The 25,919-nt window shown below is 39.6% G+C and carries 25 protein-coding genes; all 25 read right to left on the bottom strand.

Going from position 1 to position 25,919, the window contains the following annotated elements; genetic code table 11:
• Positions 1-56: 56 nt before the first annotated feature.
• Positions 57-872: a flagellar hook-basal body protein gene (locus GMB86_RS03265; protein ID WP_329602732.1), complete on the bottom strand. Its 816-nt coding sequence runs from the start codon at positions 870-872 to the stop codon at positions 57-59.
• Between the two features lie 145 nt (positions 873-1,017).
• Positions 1,018-2,019: a rod shape-determining protein gene (gene mreB / locus GMB86_RS03260; protein WP_155216766.1), complete on the bottom strand. Its 1,002-nt coding sequence runs from the start codon at positions 2,017-2,019 to the stop codon at positions 1,018-1,020.
• Positions 2,020-2,406: 387 nt separating this feature from the next.
• The gene (gene spoIIID, locus GMB86_RS03255) at positions 2,407-2,676 is read right to left on the bottom strand and encodes a sporulation transcriptional regulator SpoIIID (protein WP_141189637.1); all 270 of its coding nucleotides are present in this window, start codon (positions 2,674-2,676) and stop codon (positions 2,407-2,409) included.
• Between the two features lie 377 nt (positions 2,677-3,053).
• Positions 3,054-3,215: a hypothetical protein gene (locus GMB86_RS03250; protein ID WP_155216764.1), complete on the bottom strand. Its 162-nt coding sequence runs from the start codon at positions 3,213-3,215 to the stop codon at positions 3,054-3,056.
• Between the two features lie 152 nt (positions 3,216-3,367).
• Entirely contained in the window at positions 3,368-3,502 is a 135-nt protein-coding gene (locus GMB86_RS15915; protein ID WP_268987284.1) for a hypothetical protein, read from the bottom strand.
• Positions 3,490-3,627, bottom strand: coding sequence for a hypothetical protein (locus GMB86_RS03245; RefSeq protein WP_155216762.1), 138 nt, complete (start codon positions 3,625-3,627; stop codon positions 3,490-3,492). The genes GMB86_RS15915 and GMB86_RS03245 overlap by 13 nt, the downstream gene beginning before the upstream one ends.
• 192 nt (positions 3,628-3,819) lie before the next feature.
• On the bottom strand, positions 3,820-4,800 hold the full coding sequence (locus GMB86_RS03240; RefSeq protein WP_155216760.1) for a nuclease-related domain-containing protein: 981 nt from the start codon (positions 4,798-4,800) through the stop codon (positions 3,820-3,822).
• Positions 4,801-5,090: 290 nt separating this feature from the next.
• Complete coding sequence (locus GMB86_RS03235; RefSeq protein WP_155216758.1) at positions 5,091-6,401, bottom strand: aspartate aminotransferase family protein; 1,311 nt, start codon at positions 6,399-6,401, stop codon at positions 5,091-5,093.
• A gap of 59 nt (positions 6,402-6,460) precedes the next feature.
• Positions 6,461-8,116 (bottom strand): M20/M25/M40 family metallo-hydrolase, encoded by a 1,656-nt coding sequence (locus GMB86_RS03230; RefSeq protein WP_155216756.1) that lies wholly within the window; start codon positions 8,114-8,116, stop codon positions 6,461-6,463.
• A gap of 26 nt (positions 8,117-8,142) precedes the next feature.
• On the bottom strand, positions 8,143-8,856 hold the full coding sequence (locus tag GMB86_RS03225) for an ABC transporter ATP-binding protein (RefSeq protein ID WP_155216754.1): 714 nt from the start codon (positions 8,854-8,856) through the stop codon (positions 8,143-8,145).
• Complete coding sequence (locus GMB86_RS03220) at positions 8,849-9,622, bottom strand: ABC transporter ATP-binding protein (protein WP_155216752.1); 774 nt, start codon at positions 9,620-9,622, stop codon at positions 8,849-8,851. The genes GMB86_RS03225 and GMB86_RS03220 overlap by 8 nt, the downstream gene beginning before the upstream one ends.
• The gene (locus GMB86_RS03215) at positions 9,615-10,628 is read right to left on the bottom strand and encodes a branched-chain amino acid ABC transporter permease (RefSeq protein WP_155216750.1); all 1,014 of its coding nucleotides are present in this window, start codon (positions 10,626-10,628) and stop codon (positions 9,615-9,617) included. The genes GMB86_RS03220 and GMB86_RS03215 overlap by 8 nt, the downstream gene beginning before the upstream one ends.
• A complete protein-coding gene (locus tag GMB86_RS03210) occupies positions 10,625-11,497 on the bottom strand; it encodes a branched-chain amino acid ABC transporter permease (protein WP_155216748.1) in 873 nt (290 codons plus the stop codon). The genes GMB86_RS03215 and GMB86_RS03210 overlap by 4 nt, the downstream gene beginning before the upstream one ends.
• Positions 11,498-11,587: 90 nt before the next feature.
• Positions 11,588-12,766 (bottom strand): ABC transporter substrate-binding protein, encoded by a 1,179-nt coding sequence (locus GMB86_RS03205; RefSeq protein WP_196220115.1) that lies wholly within the window; start codon positions 12,764-12,766, stop codon positions 11,588-11,590.
• Between the two features lie 380 nt (positions 12,767-13,146).
• Positions 13,147-13,839, bottom strand: coding sequence for a FadR/GntR family transcriptional regulator (locus GMB86_RS03200; RefSeq protein ID WP_155216745.1), 693 nt, complete (start codon positions 13,837-13,839; stop codon positions 13,147-13,149).
• Positions 13,840-14,549: 710 nt separating this feature from the next.
• Entirely contained in the window at positions 14,550-15,476 is a 927-nt protein-coding gene (locus GMB86_RS03195) for a siderophore ABC transporter substrate-binding protein (protein WP_155216742.1), read from the bottom strand.
• Between the two features lie 86 nt (positions 15,477-15,562).
• A complete protein-coding gene (locus GMB86_RS03190) occupies positions 15,563-16,321 on the bottom strand; it encodes an iron ABC transporter ATP-binding protein (protein ID WP_155216740.1) in 759 nt (252 codons plus the stop codon).
• Positions 16,318-17,271 (bottom strand): iron chelate uptake ABC transporter family permease subunit, encoded by a 954-nt coding sequence (locus GMB86_RS03185; RefSeq protein WP_155216738.1) that lies wholly within the window; start codon positions 17,269-17,271, stop codon positions 16,318-16,320. Before GMB86_RS03185 ends, GMB86_RS03190 begins: the two co-directional genes overlap by 4 nt.
• On the bottom strand, positions 17,261-18,214 hold the full coding sequence (locus GMB86_RS03180) for an ABC transporter permease (protein WP_155216736.1): 954 nt from the start codon (positions 18,212-18,214) through the stop codon (positions 17,261-17,263). The genes GMB86_RS03185 and GMB86_RS03180 overlap by 11 nt, the downstream gene beginning before the upstream one ends.
• Positions 18,215-18,517: 303 nt before the next feature.
• Positions 18,518-18,925: a thiol-disulfide oxidoreductase DCC family protein gene (locus tag GMB86_RS03175; protein WP_246092675.1), complete on the bottom strand. Its 408-nt coding sequence runs from the start codon at positions 18,923-18,925 to the stop codon at positions 18,518-18,520.
• Between the two features lie 587 nt (positions 18,926-19,512).
• A complete protein-coding gene (locus GMB86_RS15685; RefSeq protein WP_230458973.1) occupies positions 19,513-19,650 on the bottom strand; it encodes a hypothetical protein in 138 nt (45 codons plus the stop codon).
• A gap of 68 nt (positions 19,651-19,718) precedes the next feature.
• On the bottom strand, positions 19,719-21,710 hold the full coding sequence (locus GMB86_RS03170; RefSeq protein WP_141603656.1) for a methyl-accepting chemotaxis protein: 1,992 nt from the start codon (positions 21,708-21,710) through the stop codon (positions 19,719-19,721).
• 251 nt (positions 21,711-21,961) lie between these two features.
• A complete protein-coding gene (locus GMB86_RS15910; RefSeq protein ID WP_268987283.1) occupies positions 21,962-22,084 on the bottom strand; it encodes a hypothetical protein in 123 nt (40 codons plus the stop codon).
• A 410-nt stretch (positions 22,085-22,494) separates the two neighbouring features.
• Entirely contained in the window at positions 22,495-24,486 is a 1,992-nt protein-coding gene (locus GMB86_RS03165) for a methyl-accepting chemotaxis protein (RefSeq protein ID WP_155216734.1), read from the bottom strand.
• A gap of 144 nt (positions 24,487-24,630) precedes the next feature.
• The gene (locus GMB86_RS03160; protein WP_155216732.1) at positions 24,631-25,908 is read right to left on the bottom strand and encodes an aspartate aminotransferase family protein; all 1,278 of its coding nucleotides are present in this window, start codon (positions 25,906-25,908) and stop codon (positions 24,631-24,633) included.
• Positions 25,909-25,919 lie beyond the last annotated feature (11 nt).

Below are 25,919 nucleotides of genomic sequence, written 5' to 3'. Positions count from 1 at the left end.
GGATTAGTGAATATCAAGCCATCGGATAAGACATCGCTTCGCTCAAAGAGTCAACGTTACCCGTTCACTCGACCCACTTGGTTGACGGATTTATCAATGGTTGAGTCAAGGACTTGCAAGACTTTTTGGTTTGTTTCAAAGCTTCGAAATGTAGACATTAAGTCTGTCATGGTGTCGTCCGGTGACACATTGGAACCTTGGAGGTAACCTTGTTTTATTTGATATGTAATCGCTTGGTTGCCTTGTGCAGATGGAAGGTTGCCGCCCGCTGTCATTCGGAATAGACCTGATCCTTCTTTGACAAGTTGGTTTGGGTTGGCTGCGTAGTTCACGCCAATTTGAGCCATTCGTTGACCTGCGACGCTCACGGTTCCATCTTCAGCTACGTCAAAGTTTTCGGAAGGAACTTGGATTTGTTTGCCGTTTGCATCTAGGACAGGATTGCCTTCAGCTGTCATCAGCGTGCCGCCTGCATTCTGCGTAAAATGACCATCTTGTGTATAACGGACGCCGTTTGGTGTTTGAACGACAAAGAATAAGGCGCCTTCTGTTTTACCCGTCTGCGGATTCTGAGGTAAGCCTGCAGCATGTAAGGCGAGATCTGTTTTATTTTTTGTTTCCTGAAGGGTTCCTTCTGAAAAGTCTGGAATCGTTTCTTGGAGGTAGACCCCCGTGGATAAACTTCCGATGTTGCCTTTTGATGGATCAGCTCCGCCTAGTCTTGCAATGAGTTGCTCAGGAAAAGACCGCTGGGTTGCTTGATCCGATTTGTATCCGGGTGTATTGGCATTGGCCAGGTTGTTCGTTAGCATTTGCTGACGTTTTTGTTGGGTTAGCATCCCTTCAGCTGCCGTGTAAAATCCTCTTATCACGGGAGAGTCCCTCCTTTTTGTCGAGTGACGAGTCGTACGCTCAAAAGAGAACCAATAAAATAGGTTTTATAAAGTACTATTTTGGGTATACGTTTAGTAATATGTATATGCGGACAGACAATACGGCCTGTCCACGAGTATTTTATTAATTTGCTTTACGTTTTGGAAGCTTGTCCAAATGTTGAAGCATGATTCCTGTTCCTTCGGCTACACATGTCATTGGATCTTCTGCTACAACGACAGGTACTTTCAATTCTTGAGCAAGTAATTGATCGATCCCGTGAAGTAGTGCTCCACCGCCTGTGATGATGACGCCGCGATCAATAATATCAGCAGATAGTTCAGGTGGCGTTTTTTCCAATACATTTTTTGCTGCACGAACGATAACCATAACGGAGTCAATGAGAGCGTCGTGGATTTCATCTGAATGTACGGTCAGGGTATGAGGTAAGCCACTTACCATGTCACGTCCGCGGATGGCAATTTCTTCGGTTCTTGAGCCTTTGAAAACCGTGCCGATGTTCATTTTGATTTGTTCAGCCGTCCGTTCACCAATGAGGAGCTTGTACTGTCTTTTTATAAAATTTAAAATTTCTTGGTCGAATTTATCTCCAGCCATTTTGATCGATTCAGCCGTCACGATATCTCCCATAGAGAGAACCGCAATATCTGTCGTTCCACCACCGATATCGATAACCATATTTCCACTTGGTTGGAAGATATCCATGCCTGCACCTACCGCAGCCACTTTTGGCTCTTCCTCAAGATATACTTGTTTTCCGCCGCTTTTTTCAGCCGCTTCTCGGATAGCCTTTTTTTCTACTGATGTAATATTTGTCGGTGTACAAATAAGAATACGCGGCTTCGCCATGAACCCTTTAACGTTGATTTTATTAATAAAATGCTTAAGCATCATTTCTGTGATTTCAAAGTCAGCAATAACGCCATCGCGAAGAGGACGAATGGCGACAATGTTTCCTGGCGTACGACCAACCATACGTCTTGCTTCTTCACCTACTGCAAGCGGTATATTTGTTGTCGTGTCAATGGCTATGACAGACGGTTCATTTAAGACGATGCCGCGCCCTTTTACATAAATAAGAATATTTGCCGTACCAAGGTCTATTCCGATATCTTTAGAAAACATAATTTTCCTCCCTGATTATATTGTTTCTATTTATATAGTGAGTGTTTCGAATTTTCGTAAATTACGCATAAGTTGTCGAATTATATCATTATTTATCTTACCATAAATTGTAGTCATCAGGGAGTATTTTCAAACGAAAAAATGAGTAAAAATAACTAGAAATTGAATTGACCTTATTACGTGTTTCCTTATTTGGTGAATTTGTAGAGTAATCGGATTGAGATTACTCCTGCTCGTTAAGACCGTATGCGGACCTCCTTTGGATGTTTGTCTTTACTTTTTTCTTCAATCTGCAGGTCACTTTTGAAGTAATCAATAGGAAAATTAAGGTGGTTTTCGGTGGTTTTCCGCCAAATATTGACTATTACATGGACTTTTAACTACCTCTTATTGTACTATTTCCTCTTTCGTATCCTGCTGATATTTCAACCGTGTTGCTTCTCCCCCGCGAAGATGCCGAATCGACTTGTGATAATCAAGTACATTCTTGACCTCATTTGCCAACTCTGGATTAATAATGGGCAACCTTTCCGTCAAATCCTTATGAACGGTGCTTTTAGAGACACCGAATTCCTTTGCAATTACTCGCACGGTTTTCTTCGTCTCCACGATATGCTTTCCTATCTTGATTGTTCGCTCTTTGATGTAATCGTGCACACCACTCGCCTCCTACGAATATATAGACATGCGAAATGAGACCTTCTTCGGAGGGAAAACAACTGCTTCAATGCATTTTTGTTATGTTCCTCCACGCTCACCTCAGAACCCCGCGTTGTGAGTTTGTAACATTTTATTAATCGACTTCGGGTTATATGCCAAAAAGTCAATAAGGACAAGGTGTTTGGAGGGATGGAGGGTTCTTTTTAATCATTTTATGAAGATTATGCTATTTGACATTTATTCATATGACTAAACATTTCGAAATATGAGAAATGGGGGATTTGGTGAATCTGTTCATGGAATTTGATTGAGGTGTTCACATCGGGATTGAGCCACTTCAACATTGAATTGCGGCACTTCGCTTCGGGATTGAGTCACTTCACGATTAATTGAGGCACTTCGCTTCGGGATTGAGCCGCTCCAACGGTTAATTGCGGCACTTCACAATGGAATTGCACCACTTCACCTCGGTATTGAGCTGCTTCAACATTGAATTGCGGCACTTCGCTTCGGGATTGAGCTTCTTCATGAGACACTTCGGCATGGGATTGAGCCTCCTCACGGTTAATTGCGGCACTTCACTTCGGGATTGAGCCTCCTCACGGTTAATTGCGGCACTTCGATACGGGATTGAGCCACACCAACGATTAATCGCGGCACTTCACAATGGGATTGAGCCTCCTCTTGATTAATTGCGGCGCTTCACTTCGGGATTAAGCTTCTTCATGATTAAGAGGCACTTCGGCATGGGATTGAGCCTTCTCACGATTAATTGCTCCACTTCACTTCGGGATTGAGCCTCTCCAACGATTAATTGCGGCACTTCACAATGGGATTGAGCCTCTTCACGATTAATTGAGGCACTTCGCTTCGGGATTGAGCCGCTTCAACGATTAATTGCGGCACTTCGCTTCGGGATTGAGCCGCTCCAACGATTAATTGCGGCACTTCACTTCAGTATTGAGCCACTTCAACGATTAATTGCGACACTTCACTAAGGTATTGAGCCGCTTCAACGATTAATTGCGGCACTTCACTAAGGGATTGAGCCTCCTCACGATTAATTGCGGCACCTCACTTCAGTATTGAGCCGCTTCAACGATTAATTGCGTATTTAAGGATCTCATCCAAGAAATTAATCTACATCTTCTTTTCTAAAATGGAAGATAATTGATAGGTTCTACCTTTTGTTGAGCCATGCTGTTCGACTTTAAGTGAAGTTAGGATATCTGTAGCTACAAATCTGGAAGGTATTTGGAGAAAGTTACGAAGTTGTTGATTCGTTATCGTAGGTCCTATCAGAAAGAGGTAATCTATTAATGAGTCTAGGTGGGCTTGTCTGGAGGAGAAACCGCAAGCTGAACAGATCCATTTTCCATAGTCTCTTTTCATGGGCATGCTATAGCACTTTGGACAATGGACGCCTTTTAGAATATTGTTTTTCTGGATGTGGAATTGTTCAATGAGATTAGGTAGATCAGGTGTATGATTTTTTATAAATGAATCGACAAGTTTTCTTATTTCTTTGGTCTCTAGTATTTCCTTGATATACCTTCTTTCTAGTGGCCCTATTTTGGAGAAAAGGTTGGTGCTATGTGTGATTTGCTTTTTCTGTTCTGGACTCAAGTTTGATGCTTGAATGATGGTGGAAGGATGGCTAAATACAACGAGGGTCTCGATAGGGAGTTGGGGGAGTTTGTACCTATCAAGCCAATGTTTAACTTGATATTTGTGTCGTTTTACTTGTGTTAGTGGATTGGGAAAACCTTCTTTTTTACCATCTAACTCTCTGATCATCTGGTCAAATTCAGGATCAAAGTAAATGATTCCCGCTAAGTTTTTGACTTCCATGATGAGAATGAAGGATTTGGAAATGAGGATGGTATCCATTTGAAAGTAGTGGTCACCATGAGGTAAGCGAAGGTCGTGAAAAATAGAATACTTTTTTTCTGCGAGAAAGCTTAACGTGTAGTCTACCGATTTTTCACCTTTATAGCCGGCCTTTCGATTGATTAACTCTTGCTCCGCTCGTTCTTTGTCAAAAGAGTTCAGTCTACACCGCCTTAATAGTGATTCTAGTCCTAGTAATCGAGGGGGAATGTTTCGATATTTTTTGATCAAGTTATCAACTCCAATCTAGTATGATTGTTTTTATATTCGAGGGTCGATTGTTATAATCCTTCACAATCTTGTTTTTGTATTTAAAGAAATCACTCTCATTCCAGATAAATTTTTCCTAAAACAAAGAATGATGAATTCCTTGTATATAATGTTTGTCCTAGCTGACTTTGAATCTGGTTATGAACACTTTCCATAGAAATACATATGTCCTAATTGTGGACGATAGATTGTCTAATCGCTAAAACCAAAAAAATGATCTATTCTCCGTAAGAGAATAGATCACTTGATATTTACTTACTGACCTTACCCAAGTTGTTTACACTGGATAAGGTCAGTTCTTTCAATGAATCGTTGATGATGGAGATGGCTAAGTCAATGTCTGATTTAGTGACAATGACAGGTGGGATAAACCGGATAACGTTTTTGTCCACACCGCAGCTGAGAAGTAAGAGTCCTTTCTCTAGTGCTTTAGCTTGTAAGTTAGATACCATTGCGGAGTCGGGTTTACCTTCTTCTGTTAGGAACTCCATTCCTATCATGAGTCCAAGGCCTCTAATGTCTTTAATGGAAGGATACGAAGTTGCACATAGCTTTAATTGTTCCATAAAGTAATTACCCATGTTTTGAGCATTTTCTAACCAGCCATCTTGAAGCAATTCGATTACGGCTAGTCCTGCAGCACAAGCGATTGGATTTCCTCCGAAGGTTCCGCCATGGGCACCACTTGACCATTTGTCCATCACTTCTTGTTTACCAACGATGGCACTAAGTGGAAAACCATTAGCAATTCCCTTTGCGATGGACATAATATCCGGTTTCACTCCAAAGTGTTCATGAGCAAACATTTTTCCTGTTCTGCCAAAACCGGTTTGTACTTCATCAAAAATTAGCATGATTCCATGTTCATCACAGATTTCACGGATTCTTTTAATAAATTCAGCGGGTGGAACTATATAGCCACCTTCGCCTTGAACAGGTTCCATAATAATGGCTGCGACTTTTTCTGGAGCGATGAGGTAGTGAAATATCTCATCTAGAGACGTGAGACAGCGCTCGGTTTCCTCCTTAGGCGACAATCCTGTTCGGAAGGTGTATGGGTATTCAGCGTAATAGACACTTGGAAGCAGACCTTCATATTCCTTACGATATTGGGCATTTGAAGCTGTAACGGTAGCGGCCCCCATGGTTCTTCCATGAAAACTACGTTTGAAAGAAATGATGCCAGGGCGCTTAGTTGCCCATTTTGCTAGTTTGATAGCCCCTTCTACGGCTTCAGCACCGCTATTTGCAAAATAAAGCTTATAATCTCCACCCATTACGGTGCAAATTTTTTCTGCTAATTCAACGTAAGAATCGTAATAGACGACATTGTGTCCTGCATGTACCAGTTTATCCATTTGTTCTTTTGCCTTTTCTATGATATATGGGTGATTGTGACCGAGGTTTGTCACTCCGATGCCGCTTGCAAAGTCGAGATATTTTTTCCCACTTTTGTCCCAAAGATAGGCTCCTTTTCCCTTTTCAATTTCTAGTTCAGTGACTCGTTTGGCGACTGGTGGCATGACCTCATTAGCTCGTTCGTACAATGTTTTATCTGACATATTAGGTTCTCTCCTTATATAAAAAATTGTTTTTTATAGACCAGTAAATCAACTAGCTTTTAAATCTTCAAAAATGCCTCTGTCATTTGTTTGGTCAATCGAGGCAATGTATCAAATGTATAAGGTTTATAGACTCTTTCGGTCCATTTATGAGCATCGAAACCATAAGTTCCTAGATTAATAGAAGGTATGTCTAGTTCACGTAGGTTGTCGATAGGTACCATGCCTAGAGAATCCCATTCTGGGAAATTATCCGTTAGATCGTTAAGCTCATCTTGTACATCAACGAGTGACATATAACTGCTATCAGAGAGGTATGGAAAAAACCGTTTGATAGCAAATGATTCTCCTGTTTCTTTCCCAACCATATTAGCTTGTTCTTCAATAACTTTTAAAACGGCTTTTTCTCGTTCATTTTTTTCTTCTAGATAGGCATATGGGACATATGGAGCACCGAAAAACAAAATAATACAAGGCTGCATATTTTCATCTAATGTTCGAAGTTTATCGACCAGCTTAAAAGCGACATTTCGAATATCATCATTTTTATTTTCGGCAAATACTTTTGCAGATATTTCTTTAACATTCACGCCTTGATTTATTAGCTTCTCACAGAATTCAGAGAAGGTATAAACCGTAAGATCCCATGAAAGTGTACGGTCTGGGAAGCCGTTGGTCTTAAGAAATTGTTCATATTGGGCTTCGTAATAGCTACGTACCGTTTCAGCAGCTTCTTGGGCAATATTTTTCAATTGAAAGAGGATTTCTTTTGGAGACCGTTCATAGATCATATAGTTAAAATAAATATAACTTGTGATTGGTGTTTGAACAGTATAATGATCTTTGATTTCTCGGTTTAGTAACGCACAAGGTGGAAGGACGAGCTCACCTTCGACTTGTTCAGAAAGACTCATATTGTTATTGATCAATCGGTTCAGTTCTGCCGTTACGAGGGTAGGATCAAGACCTGTTAATGTCTCTCCCACGTGTGTTTCTCTTCCATATACATAAAAACTTGGAAGACATTTCCCAACAGCCCCTGTGTAAATGTATTTATGTGGATCACCAGGATAAAAAGCTGACGTACAGTCGTTATTGATTGCAGCGACAAAGTCGAGAGATTCATCGTTTTTTAATCGCACTAATTCATCTGTTGCGGCAATAATACCGCCGTGTGAGGTTTCTTCAATAGGATTGGCCATGAGTAAAATATTACCTTCGAATTCATTTGGACGTTCAGAGAAATGAAGAAAGTTTGTTAGGTGTACAGCAAAGCCACTTTTCATATCGAGACATCCGCGTCCAAACATCCAATCGCCAGACTGGGCTTGCTTCTGAATCTCATCGTTTCCTTTCCATCCTTTAAAAAATTCGATTAGCTTTTCAGGATTAAATGCGTGTTCTTCAAGCTGTCCAAAGTCCTTGACGTCGACTGTATCGATATGAGAATGAAAAATAACCGTTTTATTTGATGTTTGCTTACCTTTAATAAGAGCGAAGACATTTTTTCTACCTAAAGGATCACCTTCAATATCAAGGCTCCAAACTTGGTCAGGGTGTTTTTTGAAATAAGGAAAAGACTTGATAAATCCAGCTATCTCATCCACAATTTTAACTTCTCCAGATGTTCCATTCACACTTGGGATTTCAACAAGCCACTTAGCTATTTTCTCAACTTGTTCACTCGTCGATAGTTTTTCTAATGTAAAGTCCATCAACATTCTCTCCTTTTCAACCCAAATTAACTTACACTCATGCCTAAATAGACTTCTTTAATCTTATCCAGTTCTTGATTGGTAATTTGTTGAGATTCATAGACTGTTCTTCCCATGTCCATTACATATAAGCGTTGAACGATTTCAAGTGCTGCTACGGCATTTTGCTCCACAAGTAAAATCGTTGTCCCATCTTTTGCGATTTGCTGAATGGTTTCAAACATGGATTGAACAACTAAAGGAGCTAGGCCCATTGAAGGTTCATCTAGCAAAATGAGTTTTGGACCTGCAACTAAGGCCCGAGCAATGGCTAACATTTGCTGCTCTCCTCCACTCAACGTACCCCCAAGCTGCTTAAGCCGCTCTTTGAGTCTTGGAAAAAGATCAAATACATAACTCAGTCGATCTTTACCATTCGATTTTTTGTTTGCATGATCCATTGAAATTTGGAGATTTTCAATGACGGACATTTTACTAAAAATATGCCGTCCTTGTGGTACATGGGCGATTCCCATACTTATTAATTTGTGGGGTGATGAATTTTGTATTTCTTGTCCTAAATAAGTGATCGTTCCTTCACGAGTTTTAATGAGATTGGAAATAGTTTTTAGTAGTGTTGTCTTTCCCACCCCATTTGCACCTAATATGCCAACAATTTCGCCTTCATTGACATGTAACGAAATTCCCTTTAATACTTTAATATCCCCGTAGCCGCTAACGACTTGATTTATTTTAAGCATTGACCGAACCCCCTAGATACGCTTTGATCACATCCTCATGCTTGGCTATTTCATCTGGCGTTCCTTCTGCAATTTTTTGACCGTGATCAAGGACGACGATGCGGTCTGAAAGAGACATGATCATTTTGACATTATGCTCAACAAGGATCACCGTCACGCCTTGTTCTTTTATCTTAAGAATGAGTTTACTTATTTCTTCTGTCTCTTGAGGGCTTAGACCCGCACAAGGTTCATCCAGTAGTAGAATGTTAGGCTGTGTCATAAGCGATCGCGCGATTTCCACGCGTCTTCTTTCTTCAGTTGAAAGTTTGGAAATTTTCTCATACTTCTTATCCTTCAGCTCTAAGGTTTCTATCAGGTTTTCTGCTCTAGAAATAAGCTCTTTTTCCCTTTGTCTATATTTTTTCGTTCGAAATAGGATATCCCAAGCCTGTTTCTCAGCATCCATGTGACCACCAATTAAAATATTATCTAAAACATTTAGTTCAGGAAGGAGACGAACTGTTTGGAAACTCCTAGATAATCCTAGTTTCGCCATATTCCAAGGCTTAGATTGGCTGATCTTTTGTGTGCCTATGACCAAGTAGCCTTCGGAGGGCTGCTGCAATCCTGATAAAACATTGAGAAATGTCGACTTTCCTGCTCCGTTAGGACCCATCACGCCAAGGATTTCATTTTTCTTTACATCCATGTCAATGCTTTTTACAGCCCAAAGTCCACCGAAATTGACGGAAATGTTATTCACTTTCATGATTTGTTCATTCATTCACAGCATCCTTTCCAGCATGTGGTTCAATACTCGTGTTTGGTTGACTTGCTTTTTTCCGCTTCGAAAAGATCGAGATGACTTTGTTTTTGAAAAATGGGTATATCCCTTCTGGTATAAATACAATGACGGCGACCAGAATAATTCCATAAATAACAAGTCTTAATTCATCAAAGTTCCTCAGCCACTCATTAAGAAAGGCAAGTAAAGCTGTACCGAGTAAAGGACCAGCAATAGTCCCGCTTCCACCAAGTATGACGGTGGTAATAATGGAAATCGATTGATTCAAATCGAATGTATCTGGACTAATAAACGTCATGTATCCTGCAAATAAGGATCCTGCAAATCCTGCTATACTGCCACTTATAGTAAAAGCTAATAGCTTATAGCGGTATACATGAATACCTGTTACATAAGCTGTGATTTCATCTTGTTTAAGACAACTCCATGCCCTCCCGATAGGAGACTTGATGAGAAGATAAATCACTAAAACTAATAAACTAAGGCAAGCTACAATGAATCCCAAGAAAAAGTTCCCGTATTCTAAAGGAATTGTAAAAAGAGTCGGCGATTCAATATCTCTAATTCCTTGAGGACCACCCGTTACTTGCATCCAGTTATTTAATACTCCATTAACAATGACACCAAAGCCGAGTGTGGCAATTCCTAGAAAATGCCCTTTTAATTTAGTTGTAGGCAGCCCAAGTATAAGACCCATAAGCCCTGAAAATAGGACCGCTATGACCATACATAGCCAGAAAGAGATATGATAATTTACATTTAAGATCCCGACCATATAAGCTCCTATGCCAAAGAAGCCTGCATGTCCTAGCGAAATTTGGCCTGTATAACCTACTAAAATATTGACACTCAAAGCGAGAATAGCAGTAATAGCAGCTAAGATAAATACACGCAAGAGATAGAGATTTTGAATGTACAAGCTTGCAATCGAACAGACAATGCATAGTATCGTAATTGCTGTATAGAATAGCCGTGTTTTTGTCATACTTTTTCCCCCTGAACTTTTGATAGAATTCCTTCAGGTTTGATAATAAGTACGAGGAATAAAGCACTGAATACAATGACGTCTTGAAAGGCTGTTGAAACATATCCTGCTGAAAAACTCTCAATCAGACCAACAATAAACCCACCCATAATGGCTCCTGGAATATTTCCCATTCCACCAAGCACAACAACTACAAAAGCTTTTAACGTGAGTGATATCCCCATTGTTGGATAAACATTGTAGATAGGAGCTGTTAGTCCGCCCGCAATTCCGGTCAGGGCAACACCAAAGACAAAGGTGATGAAGGCGATTCTATTGGTCGGAATGCCATATAATGTGGCTGTATCAGGATCTAATGAGGCTGCCCGAACAGATCGTCCAAATTTTGACCGTTCAAGTAGCCAATACGTAAATCCACATAAAATCAAACTCACGATGACGATCAGGATTCTTTGTTGCGAGAGAAAGACGCCAAAGGCTTGAATCGAGTCTTCACTAAATGAATTGGAAACCACTTTTGGATTAGGTGAAAAAAGATATTGTGATAGATTTACTAATAAAACAGAAACGCCTAATGAACTGAGCATCATATTGAGCGGTTCACTTTTTCTTAACGGATGAAACGCTAGAATATGAATGACGAATCCAATTAATCCCGCAACTATAAGAGATAGAATCATAGCCATCAGGTAATTCATATGCATTTGCATGAAATAATAAGTGCCAAAAGCTCCTATCATGGCAAATTCACCTTGGGCAAAATTAGATAAATTCATAACCCCGTAAATTAATGTGAGGCCAAGAGCGATTAATGCGTAGAGTGCTCCGTTTGCCATGCCATTTACGATAATCTGGATTAACTCTGTCAATAAAATCCCTCCTATAGGCTTAGTATTTTTTCTATAGGGTTATCCGATGAGATGCCTTACGAGATCACATCTCATCGCCCAAAATTTCAATTATTCAGCATGATAAATTCCGACTTGTTTTCCATCTTGAATTTGGCTGATCCATACCCTTGTTGCTGCTTGTCCATTTTTGTCAAATGTAATATCACCCATCACTGTATGCTCATTTTTTAATTCATGTAGAACTTTATTTACTTTTTCAGGATCTGAGGTTCCTGCTTTTTTAACAGCATCAGCATAGAGATAGACTGCGTCATAAGTTGCTGCAGAGTAGTAACTATCTGGAATTTGCCCATATTTTTCATTGAAGTCATTAACGAATGATTGAGTTTTTTCATCCTTTGCTGTTGGTACGAAGTAATCTGTATGGATTAGATTATTAACAGCTGAACCACCAAGTTCCATCGGTTGTTTACCCATAAATCCACCGAAGCTGTACAATTGTTGATTAATTCCAAGTTGCTTTGCTTGTTTTGCAATCAAAGCACCCTCTGCAACTAACCCAGCGATTAATACCGAATCCGGCTTACTTGCCTTGATTTTAGTTAATTGGTTATTAAAATCTTTTTGTCCAACATTATAAAGTTCTTTATTTGTGATCTTACGTCCGCCTTTTTCAAATTGTTCCGAGAAGATCTTTACGATGTTTCGGCCATAATCTGTGTTCTCTGCAATGATGGCCATTTTTTTATGTGGTTGCTTTTTCAAAATGTAATTAACCATTTCCGTGATCTGCATGGAGTTTTTAGCAACGTTTCGATAAACATTATTTAACCCAGAGTCCGTGACATTATCGGCCACGGCAACAGGTACAAAACTTGGTATATCTTTTTTAGCTGTAATACCAATATCCGTAATGGTGTCTGAACTTTTCAATGTTCCGATCCAAGCATCGATATTTTCATCACTAACCATACGTTGCGTTACTTTTACTGATTCACTTGGATTAGCCTGATCATCTTCTGCTAAGAGTTTGAGCTTACGACCATCTACTCCACCTTTTTCGTTAATTTGATCAACAGCTAACTGAGCCCCTTGTTTCATCAGGTTGCCGTATAAAGCACCCCCACCAGATAATTGCGTAACTAACCCAACCTTTAGTGGGCCAGATGAATCTTTTTTACTGTCACTTTCACTGGCACCTTTTGGAGCACTACATCCTGCTAATAATACTGTCAGTATACTTAACAGGCTAACCATCATAAAAATCATCTTTTTAAATCTCTTCATCTCTAATCCCCCTATTTTTATATAAAATAAGTTCATGATGATGGGTCTTAGGTGATTGTTAAACTTTTGTTCATGAAACGGAAACATCTTGGTCATACAGTTCTCGGAGTAGACCACTTGCTTGGACAATAAAGGCTTTATTCAATTTTGGCATTAGTTTTTTGGTTAGACTGGTTAGACCAGTATAACCAAAATAATTTTGATTAAGTCCTATGGAACCTCCCCTCTACAGAATTAGAGTTTAAATATTCTGTTAAATCTTAATAGTTTTATAATACACAATATATGTCTTCTTGTACCGATATTTGTTAGATTTTCTTACAGATAATTTACTATTTCAACATCATTCTATTAAATTAAACTAATTTTGAGTCTCTTTTTTAAATAATATTTTTACCTTTTAATACTTCTATTTCATCCTTTATCATTTGCATGTGTTGTCTCATTACAATATCTGCTGTTTTTTCATCTTTTAACTCAATACATTCAATGAGTTTCCAATGTTGTACCTGCGCTTCTTCTATACTAGTGGGAGTAAAGTGGACCAATTTAAATAAAGCAATATCCGTTAGTTCAAAAAAAGAATTAATGAGCAAGAAGAAAATATTATTTTTGGTCAATTTAGCAAGCTGTAGATGGAAATTGGCATCTTCTTTGACATACTCACTTAGTGTCATAGTCGGATGGTCCATCTTTTTGCAGATCAACTTCAACTTTTCTATCCCTTCAGGTGAAGCTTTTGCTATAGCTTTTCTTATCATGGTATATTCCAATTCTTCTCTCACTTCTACGATATCTTCAATCTTTGTATCACTTGCCTGTATCACTCTATGCAGAGCATTAGTTACATTATCTCTGTTCGGCTTTGTCACATAGGCTCCTTTACCCGCCTTGACTGTGACCATGCCTTTTTCACTAAGTACTTTAATCGCCTCTCGAATCACTGTGCGACTTACTTGATAATGTAGTGACAGTTCTCTTTCTGACTGAAGCTTTTGATCTGGCAAATATGTACCATCAATTATTTTCTGTTCAATATCTGTGAGCACTTTAAAGTACAATAAATTATTCATATAAAACCTCCTCGTCACAAACTTTCCTCTTTAACTGTCATTTTAATATGAGTTTCCCTTTTGTCAATTTAATTTCCAGTTTAAGTTAATTGTAAATTGGCATTTTTTTATGTGGGTTATGTGTTTTAAGTGGTGTTACTCTGTGTGGGTTTTTGATCATAGATTGGCATGTTCGAATTTCTATTCTAAAGCGAAGATCTCATGGTCGAAATCAAGTGCCTCAATTATGAAGTTGGGCGGCTCAATTCCAGTCGGAGGTCCCTCAATTGTGACGTGAACTGCCTCAATTCAGGTCGGGGGCGCCTCAATTGTGATGTGAACTGCCTCAATTCAGATCGGTGGTGCCTCAATTACGATGTGAACTGCCTCAATTCAGGTCGGAGGTGCCTCAATTGTGATGTGAACTGCCTCAATTCAGATCGGTGGTGCCTCAATTACGATGTGAACTGCCTCAATTCAGGTCGGAGGTGCCTCAATTACGATGTGAACTGCCTCAATTCAGGTCGAAGGCGCCTCAATTCAGGTCGAAGGCGCCTCAATTACGATGTAGAGTGCCTCAATCCCGTTCCTCATTTAAGAAATAAAGCGGCCTCAATGCACTACCTCTAGCCCTTGATTTGCTCCACTTCCTACTTCTCACATCTAAAACGTCATCCAAAATCCCAATCAAAAAACCAGCCCCATCTAACCGAGGCTGGCTCTACTATTTTTTATTCAATTCCTTTTTGTACTTCATCGATCATGATGTTGAGTGATTCGAGTCCACCGCCGGCGAAGTACCAGACTTCTGGGTTGAGGTAGACGACGTGTTTTTCTTTGTAGGCATTGGTTTTTTGGACGAGTTCGTTTTCGATGACTTTTTTGGCTGATGGTTTTCCGTCGACGACAGCGCTTCGGTCAACGACGAAGAGGTAGTCTGGGTTTTTTTGACTGATGTATTCGTTTGAGACACTTTGTCCATGTGGTGAAGCCTCAATATGAGCATCTGCGGATTTGAATCCAAAGACGTCATAGATGAGTCCGTATCTCGACTCAGATCCGAATGCTGAGGCTTTGCCTTCATTAGCCATAATGGTTAAAACTTTTTTGTCTGTTGGAACGTTTGATTTCAATGTATCAATTTTTTTGTTTAGTTGGTCAACTTCTTTTTTTGCTTGATCTTCTTTACCAAAGATCGATGCGAGCTCGGTCATGTTGCTTTTAAATGAGTTTAAAAAGTCTTTGTCATTGACAGTGAATTGAACGGTTGGTGCGATTTTTTTCAGTTTGTCGTTTAGATTGGCCAATCGGTTAGAGCTGATAATGAGGTCTGGTGCCAAACTGTTAATTTTTTCGAGATCGACTTCATTTAGTCTACCTAGGTTGGTATATTTTTTGTCTTTAAATTGCTTTAAATAGGCCGGAACTGTTTGTTGCGGGATACCAACGATTTTGTCTGTTTCGCCAAGCTTGTCTAATGTATCGAGGACGCCATAGTCTAAGACGACGATTTTCTTTGGATTTTTTGGAACTTTTACCGTACCGTTCGTTGCTTTAACCGAGATGGTTTCTCCGTTGGGTGCTTGACTACTGTTCCCGCAAGCTGTCGCTACGATCATGATGATCGCTAAAAAGGCCATTGTGATAATTTTTTTCATGTCTCTACCCCTTCTCTATTCTTATACATTTTTAATTAATTTTTCCATTTAACTCGTGAACCATCCTTAAGTAGAATGGTTCCGTTTTATTTAAAATACAAGCAATATTTGCATTGATTAATTTCAGTAATGTCGAGATGCATGTCATAAATGTCTTTGAGCTTATCCGACGTCATGATTTCTTCTGTTGATCCTTGGGCAACAATCTCGCCGTTCTTGAGACCGACCATGTAGTCTGCGTAACAAGAGGCAAAGTTGATATCGTGAAGTACAAGGATAATGGTTTTGCCAAAGTCATCAACTAGGCGTCTAAGAGTCTTCATCATTTGCACGGCGTTTTTCATGTCGAGATTATTAAGCGGCTCATCGAGTAAAACATAATCCGTATCTTGCGCAATGATCATGGCAATGTAGGCACGTTGCTGCTGCCCGCCTGATAAGGCATCGAGATAATTTTTTCTGAGAGGTTCAAGTCCCATGTAAGCCAAAGCTTCGTCCACTTTTTCATGATCATCTTTTGTTAAACGACCTTGAGAGTATGGAAACCGGCCAAAGGAAACAAGATCTTCAACCGTTAATCGAGCCGTCATTTGATTATTTTGCTTTAAGATGGCTAGTTTTTTGGATAAAGCTTTGCTTTTCCATTCGTTAATATCCATGTCATCGATGAGAACCTCTCCACCCTCTTTTTTTAAAAGACGGCTGACGATGCCGAGCAACGTACTTTTTCCAGCTCCGTTCGCACCAATAAAAGCTGTGATTTGCTTTTCAGGGACTTCAAGGTCGATGGCATTCAAAACGGTTTTGTTTTGATATCTTTTCGTGATTTGTTTTGTCTCGATCATCCTCGACTCTCCTTTATTAATAAGTAAATGAAATAGGCGCCGCCAATAAAGTTGATAATGACGCTAAGTGTTGTATTGAAAGTAAAGATCCGTTCCACCATCCATTGGCCAAAGACAAGAGCGATTATGCTCAGTAAAATGGAGCCCGGAATAAGCACTTTGTGGCGGTATGTATCAAATAGTTGATACGTCACGTTAACAACCAAAAGTCCTAGAAATGTGACTGGGCCGACAAGAGCTGTTGCGACAGAGATCATGATGGAAACAATGATGAGCAGATGCCGGGCAAGCTTGAAATATGGAACACCTAAATTAATGGCCTGGTCTTTTCCTAGTCTTAGTACGTCAAGGTATTTGAACCAAAAAGCGAGATAAACAAGGGAAAGAATAAGGACAATACTGGCTACACCGAGCACCGTACCATTGACCGAATTGAAGCTCGCAAACATCTTTCCTTGTACAATTAAAAATTCATTTGGATCAATCAGCATTTGCATAAAAGACGATCCATTTTGAAATAATGTCCCAAAAACAATACCTAATAAGAGGAGGAAGTAAATGGAGACCCGTTCCCTCCGAAATAATAGGTGGTAGAGCATAAACGAAAAAGCAATCATTAAGATAAGCGTGGCGATAAAATTAATATTTTTATTTGCCATAAGCGGATTATTCGATCCAATGAAAAAGACGAGTAGTGTCTGGAATAACATGTAGAGCGAATCAAGCCCCATCACGCTTGGCGTTAGAATTCGATTTTGTGTTAAGGTTTGGAAGATCAACGTGGAAACTCCAATGGCTACGGCTGTTAGCCCGATAGCTGCGAGTTTGATCCCGCGTTCTTCTAAAGCAAAAGACCAACTTCCCCCAATTTTATAAAACATGAACAAAAGGCAAGATAAAATAGCGAAGGCCCCGAGTGCGCTCATTTGGATCGTCGATTTACGCGGCATATTTTTCCCTCCTTAATAGCAGGATGATGAATATACCACTTCCGAGGACACCAACCATTAAGCTAATCGATATTTCATATGGGAAAATGATAAGTCTTCCCAAGATGTCACAGGCTAAAACAAACGAAGCACCGAATAACGCCGTGAGCGGTAAGGTTTGCCTTAGATTGTCACCGACATAAATCGAAATGATATTTGGAACGATGAGCCCTAGAAACGGAATCGTGCCAACCGTCAATATGACGGATGAGGTCATGAGAGCAACTAAGGTTAAACCAATCGCCACAATCACTTTGTAATTAAGACCTAGATTAACTGCGAAACTTTCACCCATACCCACAACGGTAAAACGATTCGCATAGATGTAAGCTATGAGAAAGAGTGGAATCGTGATATATAGCATTTCATATCTTCCACGTAACACGGCCGAGAAATCCCCTTGGAGCCAGGCATTGATGTTTTGAACAAGATTGTTTTTATAAGCAAAAAAGGTTGTAATGGAGCTAATGATACTTCCAAACATCAATCCAACAAGTGGAATAAAAATGGTATCTTTAAATTTTATGCGATTAAGCAACTGAATAAAAATAAAAGTTCCCGCTACCGAAAAGACGAAGGCGATGAGCATTTTGGTGATTGTTGTCGCATGGGGGAAAACCATGATTGCAACTAAAACGCCTAGGCGAGCTGCATCCAACGTGCCGGCTGTTGTTGGAGAGACAAATCGATTGCGCGTAAGCTGCTGCATGATCAGACCACAAATACTCATTCCAGCCCCCGCAATGATAATACTCACTGTTCGCGGAAAACGAGAAATCATAAGAATATCCACTTGCTCTTTTGTTAGGTGAAGAGCGTCCGATAAAGGAACATTTTCCACTCCAACAAAGACAGACAAGATCGCTAATAAAATTGTCATAATGACGAAAATCCATTTTCTCATAGCTTAACTCCTAAGTTTTTAATGCTAAATGATAACTGTTATCAGTAATAAAAGTGTAACGTGAATGAGAATCATTGTCAACGAGTTTATTGAATTGATTGAACTAGGTAGTTTGATAGATTGAAATGAGCGATTCTAGGAGAGAAAAAGTAGCCTATTTATTTGGGTAGGTAGTATGGTTAACTTAAAGTCCAGCAGAAGATTTGTTTAATAGATAAAAAAAAGAGACTACACATTTGATGTGCACCCTATAAGTTAGATTTTTACGTCTAACTTTGGGATGCACCTCATTCAAGTAATCTCTTATACACCGTGCAATGAATCATATCGGCCAAACCAATGATACCTGTGAGTCGATACCCACATATAAAGTGGCGTGAAAATTTTCTTCATAAAAGGAAGATACAGGATTAAACTTAATGGGCTCGTTAGTGGGAGGGCCATAAGAATCCTCCTGATCGTTTCAAAACCAGCAAGTATCTTTCCAACCGATGTAACCATATGAATTTGATCGTACAGATCACGGCCCTCATCCTTCAAAAATTTGTATGGTGTATCTTCAATTCGTTGTACGGGAATCCACTCGATCCGATTTCGCCAATCTAACCATTTAACGACCTTTTTCGTATTCGCACATAACGGACACTGGGCATCAAAGAAAACGACATGCTGTTTCAATGAAATCACCTTTCTTTTTTGTAGCCTATACACTATCTTCCCCTCGCACAGTCGAAATAAACAAGGAAGATGTGAAGGATATTTGAAAAAAGTGAGGGTTCATACTGTGATTGAGCCACTTTCTTATGGGAGTGAGCGAGTTTGTTTTTGGAATTGAGGTACTTTTAAGCTTAATTGAGGTACTTTAAACATAATTGAGGCGTTTCAACACGTAATTGAGGCACTTTAAACATAATTGAGGTACTTTAAACATAATTGAGCTACTTGGAAACATAATTGAGCTGCTTCAATCGTAATTGAGCCACTTACAGGCTTAATTGAGGTACTTTAAACATAATTGAGCTACTTGGAAACATAATTGAGCTGCTTCAATCGTAATTGAGCCACTTACAGGCTTAATTGAGGTACTTTAAACATAATTGAGGCGTTTCAACACGTAATTGAGGCACTTTAAACATAATTGAGATACTTGGAAACATAATTGAGCTACTTCAAAACGTAATTGAGGTACTTCAGTTCGTATTTGACCAGCTTCAATACATTATTGAGCTACTTCAATATGTTATTGAGCCACTTCAACACGTAATTGAGCGACTTTAAACGTAATTGAGCCACTTCAATCATAATTGAGGTACTTCCAGGCTTAATTGAGGTACTTCCAAGCTTAATTGAGGTACTTCCAGGCTTAATTGAGCTACTTCCAAACTTAATTTAGCTACTTCAAAACGTAATTGAGCCACTTCACGGGGTTGCACCACTTCTTCCTACGCAAAAAAGCCGAGATAAATGTCTCGGCTAATTGTTCGTTCATTTTTTATAGAGTCAGTCAGTCTTCTTTCATTAGCTTAAATCCGCTAATGGCGTTTTGTAGATCTTCGGCCATTTTTGTTAGTTGCTCTGCGTTTCTTGACATTTCTTCCATGGATGCAAATTGTTCTTCTGTTGCAGCAGATACATTTTGAACACTGGCAGAGGCCTCTAATGCGACTTTGTTAATAACTTTAAAGGATTCTTGAGCATTTGTGGCGACTTCAGCTACCTCTACGACTCTTTCTGTTACATTTTCTATTTGATCGTTAACGTCTTTTGCAAATGACTGGATTTCATTAAAAGCATGCATCGAAGTGTTTACTGCGTCTAGTCCTTTATTAACTTCTTGGACGCCGACCTTCATTGATTTACTTACGTCATCCGTTTCGTTCGTAATGGTTGTCACCACATCTCGGACACGATGAGTTGCTTCTGAAGATTGTTCAGCGAGCTTTCGAATCTCAGCAGCAACAACACCAAATCCTTTTCCTTCTTCTCCAGCTCTTGCGGCTTCGATGGCCGCGTTTAGCGAAAGTAAATGTGTTTGGTTACTGATATCATCAATGTAATTCACAATTTCACTGATTTTTCCTGATTGTTCGGTCATCATTTCTACCGTTTCCGCTAGGTGTTGTATTGTTCTTTGTATCGTTTTCATTTGTTCAAAGGTTAGATGTAACGTCTTGTCTCCCTTTTCAATTTCATTTCCGGCTTTTTCAGATGTAGAGGTAAGATTTAGCGTACTTTGTTTAATCCATTTTAAGTTTGTCGCCGCTTTTTCGATGTCCTCCGTACTTTCTTCAATTCGTTCCGATTGCGTTTCCGTTCCTGAGGCGACCTCTTGGATGGAATTCGTAATTTCTTCTGAGGTTGCTCGACCTTCCTCTGCGCTTGCAGTTAATTCTTCTGAAGAAGCAGCGAGTGAAGACGCTTTTTCTTGAATAGAGAAGATTAATGTTTTCAAAGAATCTCGCATTTTTATAAAAGATGCACTTAGTTTCCCAATTTCATCTTGGGATTTTGCTTCAATGTTGACCGCTAGATCACCTTGACTTACCTTCTCTGCTGCATCCATTAATCGGCGAATGGGAATTAAAATCATTCGAATAATAAATCCAATGATGAGGAGGCCTAGAATAATAGATATCCCTACAATAATTGATGTCGTTGTTAATATAGACTGCGTTTCACTTGCCACTTCATCTAAATACAACGTACCCATTAACTTCCAGCCAGTTTCTCGGTTTGTTTGATATATGAGACGCTTTTCCTGGCCATCTAGATTATATTCGAAAGCTCCGGATTTATTTTTAAGTCGGTCGGCAATAAATTTTGATTCCGAAGTACCTGATTCTTTTTTAGGATGGGAAATAAATTTCATATGACTGTCAAGGATGACACTGTAACCTTTTTTCCCAATTTTATTTTCACTAAGTAATTTTTTAAACGTACCAGCATTCATGTCGATGGCAACAACACCATTACCATCATTCGTCGTTCTAGCCACCGTTACAACAAATTGGCGGTTGGTTAAAGAGGTGTATGGCTGAGATATAATAATTTCTCCGGGGTTAGACATGGCTGTTTTATACCAATCTCGTGTTCTCGGGTCAAAATCACTAGGTGTTTTAAACTTTTGTGGTTCATGAATAAAAGACCCTTTTTTGTTCCCTGCATAAACCATTAAGGCACTTGGATCTTCCTTTAACTGTTTCTTTAACAAATTTTGAATATCTGATTTATTATTTTTCATGTCAGCAAGCTGAGTATTATCGGCTAAAAAACCAACAGCTTGTTTTTGACCTAAGACAATTTCTGTTATTGCGCCATTTATTAAATTCACACTATTGTCGGCATTTTGTTCCATCTGATTTTGTATTTTTGTTTTTGCATTGTAATAAGAAAAGGCACCTACTAACAAACATGGAACGATTAAAATGATAAGAAATGAAGTCATCAGTTTCCCACGAAGTCCCATATTGAATAAATTCTTAAATCTTTGCTCCATAAAAACTCTCCCCCTTCTCCTTCTTCTGTCTGCAATTTAATATCGGTGCTTTTATATCCTCTTTGAACCGTTTTTCTTTGTTGAATATGACAAATTATTGAAGATTGGGGGGAGAAAATATACGTTATGCTGTATCTTTTTATTGGAACACCTTATAGAGGTTGTTCAAAAAGTTACCAATTGATAAGCTACGAATTTCGACGCCCGCTTGATTTTCCGGTCCTAATGTAGCGGATACAAGAGGTCTTCATCTAAAATCGCTCACGTCCTGTGGCTGTGCCTGAAGCTATCGCATCATGTGGAATGCCGGTCCTAAGGAAATGCGCCGCTCTTAGCCTTCTTGCTTCTAATTTGTCACCTTTTTGAATACGCACTTATAGCAAAGCCGAGACAAATGTCTCAGCTTATTTATTTGGATCGTTTAGTTGGGAAAATTAATTTAGCCGGGTGTATAACCCTGCTAGGATTGCACCACTTCTTCGTGGAATTGAGGCACTTTGCTTGGGGATTAAGTGGTTGCTCTGAGATTGAGCTACTTCGACCTGGAATTGAGCCTCACCCTCAGATTGCACTACTTCAACATTAAATGCACCGCTTCAACATTGGTTTGCACCGCTTCGCCTTTGGATTGCACCGCTTCGATTCGGATTACACCGCCTCACTTTCAGTTTACACCACTTCAGCCGGAGTAACTCTCTTTGGAACCGATCCACTCTAGTCTTTTTTCTACGCAAAAAAGCCGAGATAAATGTCTCGGCTAATTGTTCGTTCATTTTTTATAGAGTCAGTCTTCTTTCACTAATTTAAATCCGCTGATGGCTTCTTGTAAGTCTTCTGCCATTTGGGTCAGTTGTTCTGCACTGCGTGACATTTCTTCCATGGCTGCAAATTGTTCTTCTGTTGCGGCAGAGACATTTTGGACGCTGGCAGAGGCTTCTAGTCCCACTTTATTGATGACTTTAAATGCCTCCCTAGCATTGTTTGCGACTGCAGCTACTTCTACGACTTTTTCTGATACATTTTCTATTTGCTCATTCACAGCATTCGTAAATGCTTCAATTTCATTAAAGGCAATCAGTGAGTTATTGACGGCGTCAAGTCCTTTATCCACTTCTTGGACGCCCTCTTTCATTGATTTACTTACATCATCTGTTTCTGTGATGATGGTGGTCACGACGTCACGGACACGATCAGTGGCTGCTGAGGATTGTTCGGCCAGTTTTCTGATTTCAGCTGCGACAACGCCAAATCCTTTTCCTTCTTCACCTGCTCTTGCGGCTTCGATGGCTGCATTTAGTGAGAGAAGGTGCGTTTGGTTACTGATATCATCAATGTAATTCACAATTTCACTGATTTTTCCTGATTGTTCGGTCATCATTTCAACTGTTTTAGCCAGATGTTGTATCGTTCTTTGAATGGTCTTCATTTGATCGAATGTCAAATGTAATGTTTTGTCACCTTTTTCAATCTCTTTAGCTGCATTCTCAGACGTTGACGTGAGATGAAGCGTACTTTGTGTAATGGCTTCTAAGTGACTGGCCGCTTTGCTCATTTCCTCTGTACTTTCTTCAATTCGCCCAGATTGAGTCTCTGTACCAGTAGCAACTTCTTGGATGGAATTCGTAATTTCTTCAGATGTGGCACGTCCTTCTTCCGTACTGGCTGTCAATTGTTCAGAAGAAGCCGCAAGTGACGATGCCTTTTCCTGAATCGAATAGATCAATTCTTTTAAGGAATCTTGCATTTGATTAAAAGCTGCGCTTAGTTTACCTATTTCGTCTTGAGATTTTACCTCAATATCGATCGTTAAATCGCCTTGACTAATTTTCTCAGCCGCAAACATCAAACGACGAATGGGTTTAAGAATCATTTGAATGATGAATCCCATTAGTAAAAGACCTAATAAAACTGAAATTCCTACCACAATGGATGTTGTTATTAGAATAGATTTTGTTTCATTTTGAACTTCATCTAAATACAACGTACCAATTAATTTCCAACCGGTTTCGCTATTCGTATCGTAAATAAGGTGTTTCTCTTCGCCATTCAATTTATAATTGAATTCACCAGATCGATTGACAAGACGATCGGCGATGAATTTATCTTCTTTTGTTCCTGGTATTTCCTTAGGATGAGCGATGAATTTCATGTCACTATCAAGAAGAACACCGTATCCTTTTTTCCCAATTTTATTTTTACTCAGTATTTTTTGAAATCCTGCCGCATCAATATCAACACCTACAACGCCTTTTCCGTCATTCGTTGTTCTAGCTACTGTGACAAGATACTTATTATCTGCAGCAGAATAATAAGGCTGTGTAATCACGATATCCCCTGGATTTACCATGGCATCCTTGTACCAAGGTCGTGTTCTTGGATCATAATCACTCGGAATTTTCATATTACGCGGTTCATACATATACGATCCATCTTTGTTTCCCACAATGATCATAGCGGCATTCGGATTTTCTGTTTTTTGATTTTCTAACAATTCTTGGATGTCTGCTTTATTCTGTTCCATATGATTAAGCTTAAGTGTATCTGCCAAAAATCCGACCGCTTGTTTTTGGCCTGATAGGAGTTGGTTAATGGATTCATTAATTAACTCTACACTATTTTTTGCATTTTGCTCCATTTGATTTTGGATTTTAGTTTTAGAATTGTAATAGGAAATCATACCTACTAACAAACATGGAACGATTAATATGATGAGAAACGACGTGGTCAGTTTCCCTCGAAGCCCCATGTTTAATAATTTATTAAGCCTTTGAGACACAAAAATGCTCCCCCTTTATATTATCTATCCTTTATATCGGCCATTTAGGTCGCACTTTGAACTTTTTTTCGATAAAAAACGACATTTTATTAAAAGGGGGAGAACAATTAAAATTCAAGACAAGTCGTCTAGGCTATCATCGTCTCATTTACCTATTTCTTTAAGACAGTCATCAATGATGTCAATGGCCTCATCAACGTGCTCTTTTCGAATAATAACTGGCGGAATGAAGCGAATGACGTTTTTATCAACACCGCAGCTTAAGAGCAATAAACCTTTTTCGAGGGCTTTTTCTTGTAATTGATGAACTTTATAAGCGTTTGGTTTTCCTTCCTTTGTCATGAATTCCATGCCGATCATAAGGCCAAGACCACGTATGTCTTGGATGTCGGGATATTTTTTAGCTAATTCATGAAGTTTTTCGATAAAATACTCACCCACGAGGACGGCATTATCGAGACCGCCTTGCTCTAGGCATTCGATGACGCCGAGTCCAGCCGCACAGGATATCGGATTCCCGCCATAAGTCCCGCCATGGGCCCCGCTTGACCATTTATCCATGACTTCTCGTTTTCCAACGATGGCGCTTAACGGAAATCCGTTCGCGATGCCTTTGGCGAGTGACATGATATCGGGCTTTACACCAAAGTGTTCATGGGCAAACATTTTCCCTGTTCGGCCGAATCCGGTTTGGACTTCATCAAAGATAAGGAGGATTCCATGTTGATCACAAAGGTCTCGAACGGCTTGAACAAACTGAACGGGAGGGACAATATAGCCCCCTTCCCCTTGAACAGGCTCCATCAAGATGGCAGCGACTTTTTCTGGAGCAATCAAATAATGAAAAACGTCTTCAATTGATTGAAGGCAGCGCTCCGTCTCCGCTTCCGGCGTTAATCCGGTTCTGAACGTATAAGGGTACTCGGCAAAATAAACACTAGGCAACAACCCTTCGTATTCTTTTCGGTATTGGGAGTTTGACGCTGTCACAGTTGTTGCTCCCATCGTTCGTCCATGGAAGCTTCGTTTAAAAGCGATAATTCCAGGTCGTTTGGATGCCCATTTGGCAAGTTTGATCGCTCCTTCAACCGCTTCGGCCCCGCTGTTTGAAAAATAGAGTTTATGATCGCCGCCAGCAAGATGACAAATTTTTTCAGCCAGTTCAACATACGGTTTGTAATAGACGACGTTATGACAGCCATGGACCAGTTTTTCCATTTGTTCTTGGGCTTTTTGAACAATGTAGGGATGATTATGTCCGAGATTGGTGACACCGATGCCGCTTGAGAAATCAAGATACTTTTTTCCTTTCGTATCCCATAAGTAGGCTCCTCTGCCTTTTTCAATTTCAAGTTCCGTGATGCGTTTGGCAAGAGGCGGCATCACGGCATTGGCCCGTTCAGATAAAGACTTTTTCGACATATACTTTCCTC

It is taken from the genome of Terrilactibacillus tamarindi, from assembly GCF_009718825.1.
GTDB lineage: Bacteria > Bacillota > Bacilli > Bacillales > Sporolactobacillaceae > Terrilactibacillus > Terrilactibacillus tamarindi.
Note: the sequence above shows the minus strand (reverse complement) of the source record. Positions and strands in the feature narration are given on the sequence as shown.

What these genes read in the sequence shown, in the direction of transcription:
- mreB (WP_155216766.1), bottom strand. Translation starts at nt 2,019, where the DNA reads ATGTTTTCTAAAGATATCGGAATAGACCTTGGTACGGCAAATATTCTT.
- GMB86_RS03235 (WP_155216758.1), bottom strand. Translation starts at nt 6,401, where the DNA reads ATGTCAGATAAAACATTGTACGAACGAGCTAATGAGGTCATGCCACCA.
- GMB86_RS03230 (WP_155216756.1), bottom strand. Translation starts at nt 8,116, where the DNA reads ATGGACTTTACATTAGAAAAACTATCGACGAGTGAACAAGTTGAGAAA.
- GMB86_RS03225 (WP_155216754.1), bottom strand. Translation starts at nt 8,856, where the DNA reads ATGCTTAAAATAAATCAAGTCGTTAGCGGCTACGGGGATATTAAAGTA.
- GMB86_RS03220 (WP_155216752.1), bottom strand. Translation starts at nt 9,622, where the DNA reads ATGAATGAACAAATCATGAAAGTGAATAACATTTCCGTCAATTTCGGT.
- GMB86_RS03215 (WP_155216750.1), bottom strand. Translation starts at nt 10,628, where the DNA reads ATGACAAAAACACGGCTATTCTATACAGCAATTACGATACTATGCATT.
- GMB86_RS03205 (WP_196220115.1), bottom strand. Translation starts at nt 12,766, where the DNA reads ATGAAGAGATTTAAAAAGATGATTTTTATGATGGTTAGCCTGTTAAGT.
- GMB86_RS03200 (WP_155216745.1), bottom strand. Translation starts at nt 13,839, where the DNA reads ATGAATAATTTATTGTACTTTAAAGTGCTCACAGATATTGAACAGAAA.
- GMB86_RS03195 (WP_155216742.1), bottom strand. Translation starts at nt 15,476, where the DNA reads ATGAAAAAAATTATCACAATGGCCTTTTTAGCGATCATCATGATCGTA.
- GMB86_RS03190 (WP_155216740.1), bottom strand. Translation starts at nt 16,321, where the DNA reads ATGATCGAGACAAAACAAATCACGAAAAGATATCAAAACAAAACCGTT.
- GMB86_RS03185 (WP_155216738.1), bottom strand. Translation starts at nt 17,271, where the DNA reads ATGCCGCGTAAATCGACGATCCAAATGAGCGCACTCGGGGCCTTCGCT.
- GMB86_RS03180 (WP_155216736.1), bottom strand. Translation starts at nt 18,214, where the DNA reads ATGAGAAAATGGATTTTCGTCATTATGACAATTTTATTAGCGATCTTG.
- GMB86_RS03170 (WP_141603656.1), bottom strand. Translation starts at nt 21,710, where the DNA reads ATGGAGCAAAGATTTAAGAATTTATTCAATATGGGACTTCGTGGGAAA.
- GMB86_RS03160 (WP_155216732.1), bottom strand. Translation starts at nt 25,908, where the DNA reads ATGTCGAAAAAGTCTTTATCTGAACGGGCCAATGCCGTGATGCCGCCT.